This window comes from Microtetraspora fusca (assembly GCF_001570365.1).
Lineage (GTDB): Bacteria > Actinomycetota > Actinomycetes > Streptosporangiales > Streptosporangiaceae > Microtetraspora > Microtetraspora fusca.
The window spans coordinates 1-12,543 of the sequence record NZ_BBYK01000074.1; the positions used below are offsets into that span (position 1 = coordinate 1).

A 12,543-nucleotide genomic window follows, 5' to 3' on the forward strand; every position below is an offset into this window, starting at 1 on the left:
GCCACTGCGGCTCAAGGAGGCGGCCGCCGAGCAAAGCATCGAGAAAGATGGCGAGATCTAAGGGGGTGGAGACGATGGCTCCGGCAGACCAGGACTCCGAGGGCGTGAACTCGGTGGTGTCGATGTAGCCCAAGTCTCGGTCGAGTCTCATGTAGCCGCGAACGTGACGACCCTCGATATGCACCTCGTTTCCGGGCATGTAGGTCGAATCAAGGTGAAGGGGGCGAAAACGCGCTGATGAAAGACATCGGCCAGGGATTGCCGGGTCAGCTTCTCAACAATCAGGCCAAGGAGGATGTAGTCGGTGTTGGAATACCTGCACCAGGCTAGGAGGGATTGTGGACGCTTTCTGCCCTCTTTGCGATGGCGATCGCGCCGCGTCCGCGACCCGTGTCCTGGCCTTGCCGGAGATCCTCCGAGACCGCGGTGGAGGTCAGGCCTTGGCCCAGCAGGCGCGGTGTCCGGCCACCTTGGTGGTGCTGCTGTGGGTGCCGCGTGGGCTATGGGGTCAGCACGACCTTTCCGGCGACGGTGCCGGATTCCGCCAGCCGCAGGGCGTCGGCGATGCGGGTGAGGGGCAGTCGGGCGGCGATCCGGACGGTGATGTCACCGCGCTGGAGGGCGGCGAAGACCTGGGTGAGGTCGGTGCGTAGCCGGGCCCGGAACCGGTTTTTGGCCAGGGCTCGTCCGGCCCAGATGTTGAAGAAGTAGGCGCGGCGCCGGTTCGGTAGGGCGTGCCACAGCCAGACCCGGCCGAGCAGTTTGAGGACGGGCCACTGCTTGGACCCCTCGTCGTCGCGGGTGGAGGCGCTGCCGTAGGAGACGAGCGTGCCGCCGGGGGCCAGGAGGCGCCAGGAGTCGACGATGCCGTGGCCGCCGACATGGTCGAAGACGGCATCCACCCCGCCGGGGGCGAGTTCGCGGACCCGTGCGGCGACGTGCTCGGTGCGGTAGTCGACGGGGGTGACGCCCTGGTCCCGCAGGGTGTCGTGGTGGCGGGCGGAGGCCGTGCCGATGACCTTCACTCCCGCGGCCTGGGCGAGTTGGACCAGGACCGAGCCGACGCCGCCGTTGGCGCCGTGCACCAGGATGGTCTGCCCGCTGCGGACGCGTGCCTTGCGGTGCAGCATCTGCCAGGCGGTGATGCCGTTCACGACGAGGGTCTCCGCCTCCGCCGCGCCGATCCCGTCGGGGACCGGAACCACGTCCGCTGCGTCGACGAGCACGTGGCTGGCCCAGCCGCCGACCTTGACCAGCGCGGCGACCCGGGTGCCGGCCAGGCCCGGCTCGACGCCCTCGCCGGTGGCCAGCACCGTGCCGACGAGGTCGTAGCCGGGCACGAACGGGAACGCCGGCTGGTCGTAGTAGCGGCCGCGGCGCATCTGCTGCTCGGCGAAGGAGACGCCCGTCGCCTCCATTCGGATGAGGACCTGGCCCGGGCCCGCGGCGGGGACCCTCCCGCGCCGGATCTGCAGCCCTTCCGGCTCGACCTTGCCCGGCAGGACGACCTCGACGAGTCCTTCGGCGTTCATGTCGACCTCCGGCGTTGGTTACTTGTCTTCATGTTCATTAGGGCCTCTAACTCGTTGCCATGGGGAGGTGCGCGTTCTGTGCAAGGGGTGTGGCGGCGCGCTCCGTCAGCGTCGGCGGGCTCGAAGGATGGCCACGATGAGTGCGGCGGACGCGGCGCCGATCAACCCGACGAAAGCGGGGTGAATGTCCTTGGACAGGCTCGGCGCACCGTCGGGTCGCGTCAGCCATATGGCGAGTGGGATCGCGTACGTGACGGCGAGAAGCGCGGCCGCCCAGCGGATTGTCCGGTCGCGGGTGTGACGGAGCGCGCCGACCAGCGCGATCGCGACCGGAACGATCGCCAGCAGGGCGAACTGGCCGAGCACCAGGACGGGGACCGCCCAGGAGGAGACGGTCACCGCCAGTGGAGTGTGCCGGCCGGTGCAAGGAAGTGACGTGGACGTGGTCGTCATCGCGGTGTCCCTTCGTCTGTGGAGTGCATGGCTGTGAATCAGTGCCGTGCATCCGCGATCAGCGAGAGCCTCATGCTTACGTTAGAGGTTATAACTAAACCAAGAAGAGAGTGTCAATAGGGATCGTGATACCCTCTAACTAAATCTTCACAATGTAGCTTCACAAGGTGGCGGGTCATGGCGGAGACGGACACGAAGACCCCTCGCGAGCGCTACCGGACCCAGGTGCGCGCGGAGATCAAGGAGCACGCGTGGGAGCAGATCGCCACGACGGGGGCGTCCGCGCTCTCCCTCAATGCGATCGCCAAGCAGATGGGCATGAGCGGGCCCGCGCTCTACCGCTACTACGACGGCCGCGACGCACTGATCACCGAGCTCATCAGGGACGCCTACCGAAGCCTCGCCGACACTCTCCGCTCGGCCTCCGCCGCAGGTGCCGACCTGGCCGTGCTGGCGCACACCCTGCGTGCCTGGGCGCTGGAGGACCCCCAGCGGTACCTCCTCATCTACGGCACCCCCGTCCCCGGCTACCACGCGCCCGACGAGATCACGCTCATCTCGTCCGAGACCATGGCGATGCTGCTCGACGCCTGCATGGCGCTGCCCTCGGACAGTCCCGTGACGCCGTTCGACGCACACCTGGCGGACCACCGCGACTGGGCGGACGGCCACCCCGCCCCGCCCGCGGTCCTGCACGGGGCCCTGAGGTTCTGGACCCGGCTGCACGGTGTCCTGTCCCTGGAACTCGCCGGCCACTTCACCGGAATGGGATTCGACCCCGCCCTGCTCTTCGCGGCCGAACTGGACGACCTGCTGGCGCACTGAGCACCGCCGGCCAACCGAGCAGGGGACGGGCCGGCAAACGTCCGGGCCGCGAGGCCGGTCGAATCCCTGAATTGGCCACCGTCGGCTACCTGAGGCGGGCGGCGTGACACGAGCAGCCGATCGCATTGCGGCGCGGCCGACAGGCGGTGATCAAGTGGCTTGCAAGCGGGTGGCCCTTCACTGCGTGCACAAGCCCGGGTGACACAGGCAAGTGCCAGACCGGGACGTGCCCGCTATTTCAGGAGATCTCGATGAAGCGCACCGCACTCCCTCCGACCGCCGACGCGATCGCCGCCACCCCAGTGTTGAAGCTGCGCGTCCTTTCCGGACTCGCCCTCGTTCCTGCGTTGCTGACCCCCGTGCTGCTCACACCCGATGCCGTTCTCGCCCGCACCGCCACTGCGGACGGAGCCGGTGCGGCCGCCGCGGCCACCGGGATCACGAGCGCGGCGCCGAAGCCGATCGAGGGGGTCGCCGTCTACTTCAGGGAGGGCAAGGGAAATCCGATCAGCCGGTACGAGCCCGGCAAGGGATTTATCAAGATCGGCAGTGCGCCGGAGATGTACCAGTTCGCCGCCTCGCCCGACGGTACGAGGCTCGCCTGGATCACGCTGGACGGCAAACTCCACGTCGGGGACGGGGGCACGTCGAAGATCGTGGCCAAGGGCGCCGCTGCAGGGGGGCCCTGCCTCACGCCGGTCTGGTCCCCCGACTCCGCCCAGGTCGCCTACTTCCCCAAGAGCAATGCCGACAGGTCGCCGCTGATGGTGGTCAACGCGGACGGCACGGGCGCGCGCAAGGCCGGTAAGACGTTCGGCGTCTGCCACCTCGCCTGGTCCGCCGACGGGCGCCACCTCGCCGGATATACCGGGACGACCGCAGGCGTCTACGTTTTCGACATGCGGACCGGGACCTCGGTCCGGGCCAAGGGCATCAAGCTGGCCAACCACGTGCAGAGCCTGTCGCCGGACGGCAGGAAGGTCGTGGTGCACACCCTGTCGCCGGAGGATCCGGGGGGAGACGGGGGTTGGCCGGTGGGGTTCACGCCGACGATCGTCGACACCATCACCGGCAAGAAGGTGCCCATCCCAGTCAAGGGGACCAAGATGGGCGCGTTCTACCTCGCCGACGGCCGCCTGGTGGTCCGCGTCCTCGGTCGCACGCACAACACCCTGGTCGTGCTCGACTCCGCCGGCAGGGAACTGCAGCGGCTCGCCGAGCCGGCGCAGACGCGAAACCAGGCCCTGCTCCAGATCGTCAGATGACCCACACCACCGGAACGGGCTCGCGACTCCTATCTCTGCCCCATCGGCGAAGCGGCGGGGGATGACCGGGGCGTCCTGATGGTCAGGGCGACGTGCCATGGTTGTACGGGATGCGCCGTTCGAGCTGGTGAAGAACTGTTATCCGCTTCGGGCGGGGGCGCGGAAGACTTGGCGGCGATGCCATTCGATGTGTGCGGCGTCGACGGGGGCGAGCCCCGGTTGTGGGGCGCGGGCGGGGCGTTCGGCCAGGGAGAGGACCACATCCTTGGCCGCCGACGTTCGGCCGACGAACCTCGCGGAGACAGTGATCGTCCGGTCGGAGGTAAGACCGAGGACGCCCTTGTCGAAGAGTTTGTGGTGGATCGCACACAGACACAGGCCGTTGGCGACGTCGTCGGGTCCCTCGAACGCCCACCAGCGGACGTGGGCGGCGTCGAGGCCGACGGCGGTGCCGTCCAACCATCCGTCGTACTCACAGAACGCGCAGCAGTACTCGTAGGCCATGAGCACGTTCTCGCGGAAGGCGGGGTCCCGCCGGACCGTCGAACGCGCCCGGACGTTCACCGGGTCGGCTGCGCCGTGCGTTTCCAGGTCGAGGCCGGTGAGTTGGCAGATGTCGGCGTGGAGAGATGGTTCGAAGTTGGCGTCGAGCAGATGGCGGGCGAGGCGTACGACCAGAAGGGAGTCTTCGGACAGCGCTCGCAGGAGGTCGGGATGGAGCCGGCCGGAGGCTTGGGCGGCCCGCAGCCGGCCGAGTTCCGGCCCGGGACTGCCCGGGCCGTGAACGGTGTCGACGAGCCAGATGTCGTCGCTGGTCAGGTGGTGGAACGGGTAACCGGGGCTGGTGTCCCGTGGCGGTCCGAACTCCTTGAGCAGGCGCTTGAGATCCGCTTCCGCTGTGCTGAACGGGATCGGGCCGCCGCCGTGGCGTTGGAAGCGGCCGAGTGCGTAGAGCAGCAGGAGGGGCTTGTGCGGGGCGCGTTCGCCGCCCCGCGTCCAGCGCCGGATGTCGGCGACCCGCTCGACCCAGTCCATGGCCATCACCATATGGTGATCTTCATCCTGCCGACCAGGGCCTTACCGCCTTGTCGGAGCACGCCCGCTCGGAGTCGCGGATCCCACCATGGTCGATCTGGGAGGCCGGCTCATCCGATCCCCCCTGTCGGCGCGCCCGCCGTCCTCGGCTCGGGACGCAGCGGAAAGTGACAGGCGACCTGATGCCGGTCGCCCGCCAGCGGCGGCTCCGTCTCGCAGATCTGCTCGGCGATGGGACACCGCGTCCGGAACCGGCACCCGGTGGGCGGGTTCAGCGCGCTGGGCAGTTCACCCCGGATGGTGATGTTCTCGCGCGGCGCGGCGGGTTCGGGGTCGACGGAGGGAACGGCGTCGATGAGCGCTTGGGTGTAGGGGTGCCGGGCGGCCCTGACCACGTCGTGGGCCGGGCCGACCTCGACGAGCTTGCCGAGGTACATGACGCCGATCCGGTCCGACATGTAGTCCACGACGGACAGGTCATGGCTGATGAACACGTACGCCAGGCCGAGTTCGCGCTGCAGATCGCGCATGAGGTTGAGCACCTGCGCCTGGATCGAAACGTCGAGCGCGCTCACCGGTTCGTCGCCGACGATCAGCCGGGGCTGCAGGGCCAGCGCCCGGGCCAGCCCGAGCCGTTGCAACTGGCCGCCGGAGAATTCGTGGGGATAGCGCTCCAGGACTCGTCGCGACAGGCCCACCTGGTCGAGCAGCTCCGTGATGCGGGCCCGGCGCGCGGACGTGTCACCCACCTGCTGGATCTCCAGCGGTTCGGCGAGGATGGCGTCGACCCGCATTCGCGGGTTCATGGCCGCGTAGCTGTCCTGGAACATCAGCTGGACCTGCCGATGCGTCCGCCGGCGTTCGCGGCGGTTCAGCGTGGCGATGTCGGTCCCGTCGAGGACGATCTGCCCGGCGGTCGGCTTCTCCAGGCCGACCACCAGGCGCCCCACGGTGGACTTGCCGCACCCGGATTCGCCTACCAGCCCGAAGGTCTCGCCCGGGTGGACCTCGAACGAGACCCCCGCGACGGCGCTCACCTGCCCGGACGCCCGTCGCAGCAGCCCACCGGTCGTGGCGCCGTAGTCCTTGACCAGATCACGGACCGACAGGATCGCCTCCGTGGCCGCCTCGGGCGCCTCCGTGGACGGGGGCGCCGGGACGGTCCGGACGGCCGTGGCAGTGGTCGTCGCGGTGACCGGGTGCAGGCACGCGTACCGGTGCTCGCCGGTTGACAGGGTCACCTCGGTGGTACGGCACTCCGGTGTCGCGAATCGGCAGCGCGGGGCGAAACGGCACCCGTTCAGGGGCCGGGACAGGTCCGGCGGCAGGCCGGGGATGCTGTACAGGCGCTTGCCCGCACCGGTCTCGCCGGTCACCGACTCGGGAAGCGACTCCATGAGCGCCTCGGTGTAGCGGTGCCGGGGTGCGCGGAAGAGCCGCGCGGTCGGGGCGGTCTCCACCACGCGGCCGGCATACATGACCGCGACACGGTCGGCGCGGCCGGCGATCACCCCCAGATCGTGGGTGACGAGGATGACGGCCATCCCGAACTCTTCACGCAGGTCGTCGATGAGCTCGAGGATCTGACGCTGCGTGGTGACGTCGAGCGCCGTCGTGGGCTCGTCGGCGATGAGGAGGCGCGGGGAGCAGATGAGCGCCATGGCGATGACGACGCGTTGGCGCATCCCGCCGGAAAGCTGATGGGGATAGTCGTCGACGATCTTGTCTGCGCGCGGCATCCCGACCCGGCGCAGGATCTCGATGGCTCGCGCGCGGGCCTCCGCCTTGCCGACGCCCTCGTGTACGCGCAGCGGCTCGGCGACCTGGGTCCCGATGCGCATCGTCGGGTTGAGCGAGGTGAGCGGGTCCTGGAACACCATGCCCATGCGGACGCCGCGGATCCGGCGCACCTCGTCCGGCGGCAGGGACCGCAGGTCGCGCCCCTCGAAGAGGATCTGCCCGCCGACCACGCTGCCGCCGGAGGGCAGCAGGCCCATGACCGACAGCGCGGTCATCGTCTTGCCGCTGCCGGACTCGCCCACGATGCCGAGGGTCTCTCCCGGCCGGACCTCCAGGTTGACGTCGTCGAGGGCGTGTACGGTGCCGCGACGCAGCGCGATGTTGGTGCTGAGGTGACGCAGCTGCAGCAGCGGCCGGCTCTCTCCGCTGTCACCGGGCGCCCCGTCGTACGGGGCCGTGTCGATTGGTGCGCTCATTAATCCTGCTCCTGCTAGCGTCGCCGGAGGCGGACCTCGAAGGCGTCCCTCAGCCCGTCGCCGATGAAGTTGAAGGCGAGGACGATGAGGATGATGGCGATTCCGGGTGGGTAGAGCAGCCACCAGTGGCCGCTGAATGTGTCGGCGAGACCGTCGGAGAGCATCCCGCCCCAGTTGGCCGCCGGTGGGGGAACGCCGAGGCCGAGGAACGACAGGTAGGCGACGTAGAGGATCGCGTCGGCGATCTGGAAGGTCGCGTTGACGATCACGGTCCCGATGGCGTTGGGGATGATGTGCCGTCGCACCGCACGTCCACCGGCCCCGCCCATCGAACGCATGGCCTGGATGTACTCGCGGGAGCGCAGCGACAGTGCCTCACCTCGTACGAGCCGGGCCGGCCCGAGCCAGGCGAAGGCTCCGATGATGAGGATGAGCATCGACACGCTCGGTGTGACGATGGCGGCCAGGAGCATGAAAAGGAACAGCGACGGGATCGACATCATCGCGTCGACGAGCCGCATCATCGCGGCGTCCACCCACCCGCCGGCGAAACCGGCGATGGCGCCCCACACCGTTCCCACGACGGTGGCGAGGATTCCCGCCGCGAGCCCGACGATGATGGAGGTCTGCCCGCCGAGCATGAGACGACCCAGCTGGTCGTAGCCGACCCCGTCGGTGCCCAGCGGGTGTCCGTCCGTACCGGGGGGAAGATGCACGGCGGAGAGATCGGTGTGCACCTGGTCGGTCTGGTAGAAGAGCGGTCCGAGGAAGCAGGCCGCGGCGAGGAGTACGAACATGGCCAGGCCCACCAAGGCCAGCCGGTTCTCGCAGAAGACCTCCACCCCTTGGCGCCACAGGCCCCGGACGGGCGTCTCGTCCGGCTGCGGCGACGTTCCTTCGGACATGCCGGTTGTCTCAGCCGGTGTGGTCACGACGCGCTCCTTCGGAGGCGGACCCTGGGGTCGGCGGCGGCGTAGAGCACGTCGGCCAACAGTGCGCCGAGCACGGTCGCGACCGAAATGATCAGGGTGACCCCGAGCAGGATCGGGAAGTCACGCTTGAGGGCGGCCTGCCAGAACAGCTGGCCCATGCCGGGGAAGTTGAACAACGACTCCACGACCAGAGCGCCGCTGAACAGCGCGGGCAGGTACATCCCGAGCAGCGTGATGACGGGGAACAGGCCGTTGCGCAGGGTGTGCTGGACGACGACACGTCGCTCCGACAGCCCCTTGCTGCGCGCGGTGCGCACGTAGTTCTCGTTGAGGTTGTCGACCATGGACGAGCGTACGTACCGCGAGTAGACGGCGACGGTCACGACGGCGAGCGTGACGGTGGGGAGGACGAGGCCGGCCGGGTCGGCGAGCACCTCCCCAAGGGTGAACCCCTGCGGTGCCTCCGGCGGCAGGATCGGCCAGACCTGCGAGAAAAGGATGATCATCATCAGGCCAAGGAAGAAGATCGGCGTGGCGTAGGCCAGCAGCGACAAGGAGGTGATGGTGTAGTCGGGCCACCGGTTGCGACGCGTGGCCTGGACGACTCCGAGCGGGATGGCCACGACGATGGCCAGCAGTGTCGACAGCAGCGACAGCACCATGGTCTTGGGCAGCCGCTGGCCGATGGCTTCGGTGACGGACTGGTTCAGCTGGAACGAGTAGCCGAGGTCGCCGTGCAGCAGGCGCTGCACGTACATCACGTACTGCTGGATCCAGGGTCGGTCGTAGCCCATCTCGTGGTCGAAGGCCGCCAGCTGCTCAAGCGTCGCCTCCTTGCCCAGCGTGGCCCGGGCCGCGCCCCCCGGCAGCAGGTGCAGGATGACGAACGTGATGATCGTGACGAGCACCACGATGACGAGGGCTTGGCCCAGGCGGACGATGAGATACCGGGCCACGTGGCCCCTCCTTTTCGAGGGGCTCCGGTGGCGTCGTCAGGGTGCCACCGGAGCCCGACGGTCGGTGTCTCAGCTCTTCCAGGACCAGTCCTGGAAGAACATGTTGTTCAGCGGGTCCTGCACGACCCCCTGCAGATCCGACCTGTACGCCGAGATCTGGTAGACGGGGTTCGGCATCCACAGCACCGGCAGGTCCTTGGCCAGGAAGTCGTTGTAGGCCTTGAGCGTGCTCTCGTCGCCGGAGAACTGCGTCGCCTCGATGAGCTTGTCGGCCTCGGGGTTGCTGTAGCTGCCGAGGTTGACCGGCGCGCCGGTGGCGAAGAGCCGCTCACCGCTGGCGAAGGCCGGGTAGTACCAGCTGCCCTGGGAGCCGAAGAAGGACATGTCCCACGTGCAGCTCGCCTCCGACGGCTTGCACGCCGGAGTCACCGCGACCGAGTCGGGCACCTCCTTGATGGTGAGCTGGATGCCGACCTTGGCCATCTGCGACTTGATCTCGGCGAACATCTTCGTCGTCGCGGCGAAGCCGGTCTGGCTGGTGACCGTCAGGCGCAGCGGAGCACCGGCGGCGATGCCCTCCCCACACTGGTCCGCACCGGTGCCTGGCTTCTGGCAGGTGGTCTCCCCGTCCGGGACCACCTTCCACCCGTGGCTTTCCAGCAGTTCCTTGGCCTTGGCGGGGTCGAACGCGTAGACACACCCGTCGCCGGCCTCACCGGTCCCCGGCTTGGGCGGCACGGGACCACACGTCGGCGCGGCCGTGCCGGACCAGATGACCTTGCTGATCGTCGGCTGGTCGATGAGCATCTGCATCGCCTGGCGCAGGTACAGCTGCTTGAACAGCGGCCCGGACGTGGGGTTGTTGTAGTTCAGCTGCAGATAGGTGATGGACCACCCGTACCAGGGCGAGATCGTGTAGCCCTTGGACTCGAGGTACTGCTGCTGCGACAGGTTGCCCGGGGGGACGTACCCGTAGTCGATCTCACCGGCGCGCAGCACGTTGAACTGGGAGTCGTCACTGGTGAAGGGCCGCAACACCACCGTGGACACCTTCGGCTTGTCGCCGCCGGAGTAGCTCTTCTGCGCGGTGAAGACGACCTCGCCGTTCGGTACGTACTTCTCCAGCTTCCACGCGCCGCTGTTGACCTTCCACAGCTCGTTGGTCGCGTAGGTCTTGGGATCCTTCGACGCCGCGGTGAGGAAGTCGAAGACCTTGCCGGCGCCGGCCGAGGTGCCGGAGAGGTCGCTCACGCTCGCCGTCGCGGAGTCCTTGTCCCACGCGTGCTGCGGGAGCGGCACGATGCGGTTGAGCTGGTTCCCCACGAACCACGCGGTGTTGTAGACCTTCGTCGTCGTCAGCGAGAAGGTCTTCTCGTCCTTGACGGTGAACTCGGCGATGTTGTCGGGGAAGCCGCCGGCCCGGTAGGACGCCCACTTGTCCTTGTTCGCGCTGACGAGGTCGTACCAGAACCGCACATCGCGGGTGGTGATCGGCTTACCGTCCGACCACGTGTTGTCCTTCAGGGTGATCGTCAGGGTCTTGCCGCCGTTGCTCACCTCGGGCGGGTCGGCCATCGAGCGCCCGGGGTCGATGTTGTACTTCGCCGAGCCGTCCAGCTGGTACTCGTACAGGTGGCGGTACTGCGCCCCGCTGAAAATGGCGTTCTCACCCTGGGTGAATCCTGGCGCCGAGATCGGCAGGATCCAGTTGGGCGTGCGAAGGGCGACGGTCACCGAGTCCTTGCCCTGACTCCCACTTTGAGCGCCCTTCGGTGAACCGGCGCCGCCGCAGGCGGCCAGGCCCAGCCCGATGACGATCGCGCCGGCGGTGACCGCGGTGCCGCGGAGTGCGCGCCGGTGGAATCTACTCCTCATGGGTCTCCTCGCTTGATGTGCACGTGACCGGGCACGCCGGGGGATGCCTCGCTCGGCTGTCTCAAGCGTTGGGGGCCGGGGAGCGGTGTCCCGTCGCCTGGTCATCTTCGAGCGATGGTTCGCAGAATGTATTACGCACGATGTAGGTAGTCAACGAAAATAAGTGGACTTGTTTCGCCCATTTATTTCGGGCACGATGGAAGTGGCTGAAGATCTTTCGATGCCGTACGCCTGGTCCATGATTGGGGACCGCGGCGGCCCTGCGGTGGGCAGCGCCGGAAGACCAGCCACGAGAAGGAGAGGCATGTCGGACCCGTCGATCTCCGCCAGCTTGCGCGAGCAGACCCTCAACCTGCTGGCCAGTGGGGAGGCCACCTCCCGCGCCGACCTCGTCGAGGCGTTGCGGGTCGCCCCCTCGACGGTCTCCGGGCTGGTCCGGCGCTTGCTGGACGAGGGCGTCATCCTGGAGGAGGGCGTGGGCCGCTCCACAGGGGGACGACGGCCGCGGATCCTGCGGCTGCGTGAGACCGACGGTGTCTTCGGCGTCTCCGAGCTGGGCGGCCGGCATGCCCGCATCGGCCTGTCCTCGCTCGACGGACGACTGCTCGCGGCCGAAGAGGTCGCCATCGACATCGCCGCCGGACCCAAGGAGGTCTTCGACGTGATCGCCCAGGCGTTCACGCGGATCCGCGCGGCGGAAGCCCCTGGTCAGGCGTTGCTCGGGGTCGGCGTGGCCCTCCCGGGCCCGGTCCGGTTCCCGAGCGGCCGGCTGGTCGGCCCCGCCCGGATGCCCGGCTGGAGCGGCGTCGACGCGCAGGCCGACCTCAAGGAACGCTTCGACGTGCCCGTGGTCGTCGAGAACGACGCCAAGGCCGCCGCGATCGGTGAGCACATCACCCGCGGCCGGGACACCGGTGACATGATCTACGTGAAGGCCGGCACCGGCATCGGCGGGTGCCTGGTCAGCGGCGGTCAGGTCTACCGCGGCAGCCGCGGTCTCAGCGGCGACCTCACCCACGGGCGGGTGGTGGACAGCGGTGAGCGCCACTGCTCGTGCGGCAGGCGCGGCTGCCTGGAAACCGTCGCGAGCGGCGCCGCCCTGGTCCAGCAGCTGAAGGAGCAGGGCCTGTCGGTGGCCACGACCCGTGACGTCATCGCCGCCGCCGTGGACGCCGACCCCGCTGTGGTGACGATGGTGCGCCGCGCCGGCGGGCTGCTCGGGGTGGCACTGTCCGGCCTGGTCAACTTCCTCAACCCCGACGCGGTCGTCATCGGTGGAGCGCTCTCCAGTCTCGACGTCTACATGGCGGCGGCCCGAGGAGTGCTCTACGAGTGCTGCCTGCCGTCCATGACCCAGTCTCTGTCCATCGAGGCCAGCGTCGCGGGCCCGGATGCGGCCCTTGTCGGCCTCGGGCATCTGGCGCGCGCGGTGGCCGATGTCCGGCTTTCCTGAG

The 12,543-nt window shown here is 68.7% G+C and carries 11 protein-coding genes; 3 read left to right on the forward strand and 8 right to left on the reverse strand.

Annotated features, from left to right (window positions below):
• Nucleotides 1-147: 147 nt before the first annotated feature.
• From AWQ68_RS46305 to AWQ68_RS34770, 3 genes are all read right to left on the reverse strand, one after another.
• Complete coding sequence (locus AWQ68_RS46305; RefSeq protein ID WP_157546217.1) at nucleotides 148-540, reverse strand: serine hydrolase; 393 nt, start codon at nucleotides 538-540, stop codon at nucleotides 148-150.
• On the reverse strand, nucleotides 501-1,532 hold the full coding sequence (locus tag AWQ68_RS34765; protein ID WP_066949168.1) for a medium chain dehydrogenase/reductase family protein: 1,032 nt from the start codon (nucleotides 1,530-1,532) through the stop codon (nucleotides 501-503). The genes AWQ68_RS46305 and AWQ68_RS34765 overlap by 40 nt, the downstream gene beginning before the upstream one ends.
• 105 nt (nucleotides 1,533-1,637) lie before the next feature.
• Nucleotides 1,638-1,985: a hypothetical protein gene (locus AWQ68_RS34770; RefSeq protein WP_066949171.1), complete on the reverse strand. Its 348-nt coding sequence runs from the start codon at nucleotides 1,983-1,985 to the stop codon at nucleotides 1,638-1,640.
• A 177-nt stretch (nucleotides 1,986-2,162) separates the two neighbouring features.
• Here AWQ68_RS34770 and AWQ68_RS34775 point away from each other — a divergent pair, with 177 nt between their 5' ends.
• Together AWQ68_RS34775 and AWQ68_RS34780 are read left to right on the forward strand one after the other, a co-directional pair.
• Nucleotides 2,163-2,810, forward strand: coding sequence for a TetR/AcrR family transcriptional regulator (locus AWQ68_RS34775; protein WP_066949174.1), 648 nt, complete (start codon nucleotides 2,163-2,165; stop codon nucleotides 2,808-2,810).
• A 251-nt stretch (nucleotides 2,811-3,061) separates the two neighbouring features.
• Nucleotides 3,062-4,075, forward strand: a complete 1,014-nt coding sequence (locus tag AWQ68_RS34780) for a hypothetical protein (RefSeq protein WP_066949177.1) — start codon at nucleotides 3,062-3,064, stop codon at nucleotides 4,073-4,075.
• Nucleotides 4,076-4,213: 138 nt separating this feature from the next.
• On the opposite strand, the gene AWQ68_RS34785 is transcribed toward AWQ68_RS34780, so the two are convergent.
• From AWQ68_RS34785 to AWQ68_RS34805, 5 genes are all read right to left on the reverse strand, one after another.
• Nucleotides 4,214-5,110, reverse strand: coding sequence for a phosphorothioated DNA-binding restriction endonuclease (locus AWQ68_RS34785; RefSeq protein WP_066949341.1), 897 nt, complete (start codon nucleotides 5,108-5,110; stop codon nucleotides 4,214-4,216).
• 110 nt (nucleotides 5,111-5,220) lie between these two features.
• Nucleotides 5,221-7,326, reverse strand: coding sequence for an ABC transporter ATP-binding protein (locus tag AWQ68_RS34790; protein WP_066949180.1), 2,106 nt, complete (start codon nucleotides 7,324-7,326; stop codon nucleotides 5,221-5,223).
• A gap of 14 nt (nucleotides 7,327-7,340) precedes the next feature.
• Nucleotides 7,341-8,258: an ABC transporter permease gene (locus AWQ68_RS34795; protein ID WP_066949183.1), complete on the reverse strand. Its 918-nt coding sequence runs from the start codon at nucleotides 8,256-8,258 to the stop codon at nucleotides 7,341-7,343.
• Nucleotides 8,255-9,214, reverse strand: coding sequence for an ABC transporter permease (locus AWQ68_RS34800; RefSeq protein ID WP_066949186.1), 960 nt, complete (start codon nucleotides 9,212-9,214; stop codon nucleotides 8,255-8,257). Before AWQ68_RS34800 ends, AWQ68_RS34795 begins: the two co-directional genes overlap by 4 nt.
• A 69-nt stretch (nucleotides 9,215-9,283) precedes the next feature.
• Entirely contained in the window at nucleotides 9,284-11,089 is a 1,806-nt protein-coding gene (locus AWQ68_RS34805; RefSeq protein WP_066949189.1) for a peptide ABC transporter substrate-binding protein, read from the reverse strand.
• Nucleotides 11,090-11,393: 304 nt separating this feature from the next.
• On the opposite strand from AWQ68_RS34805, the gene AWQ68_RS34810 reads away from it, so the two are divergent.
• Nucleotides 11,394-12,542 carry an ROK family transcriptional regulator gene (locus tag AWQ68_RS34810; protein WP_066949192.1) on the forward strand — a complete coding sequence of 383 codons (1,149 nt, stop codon included), beginning with the start codon at nucleotides 11,394-11,396 and terminating at the stop codon, nucleotides 12,540-12,542.
• Nucleotide 12,543 lies beyond the last annotated feature (1 nt).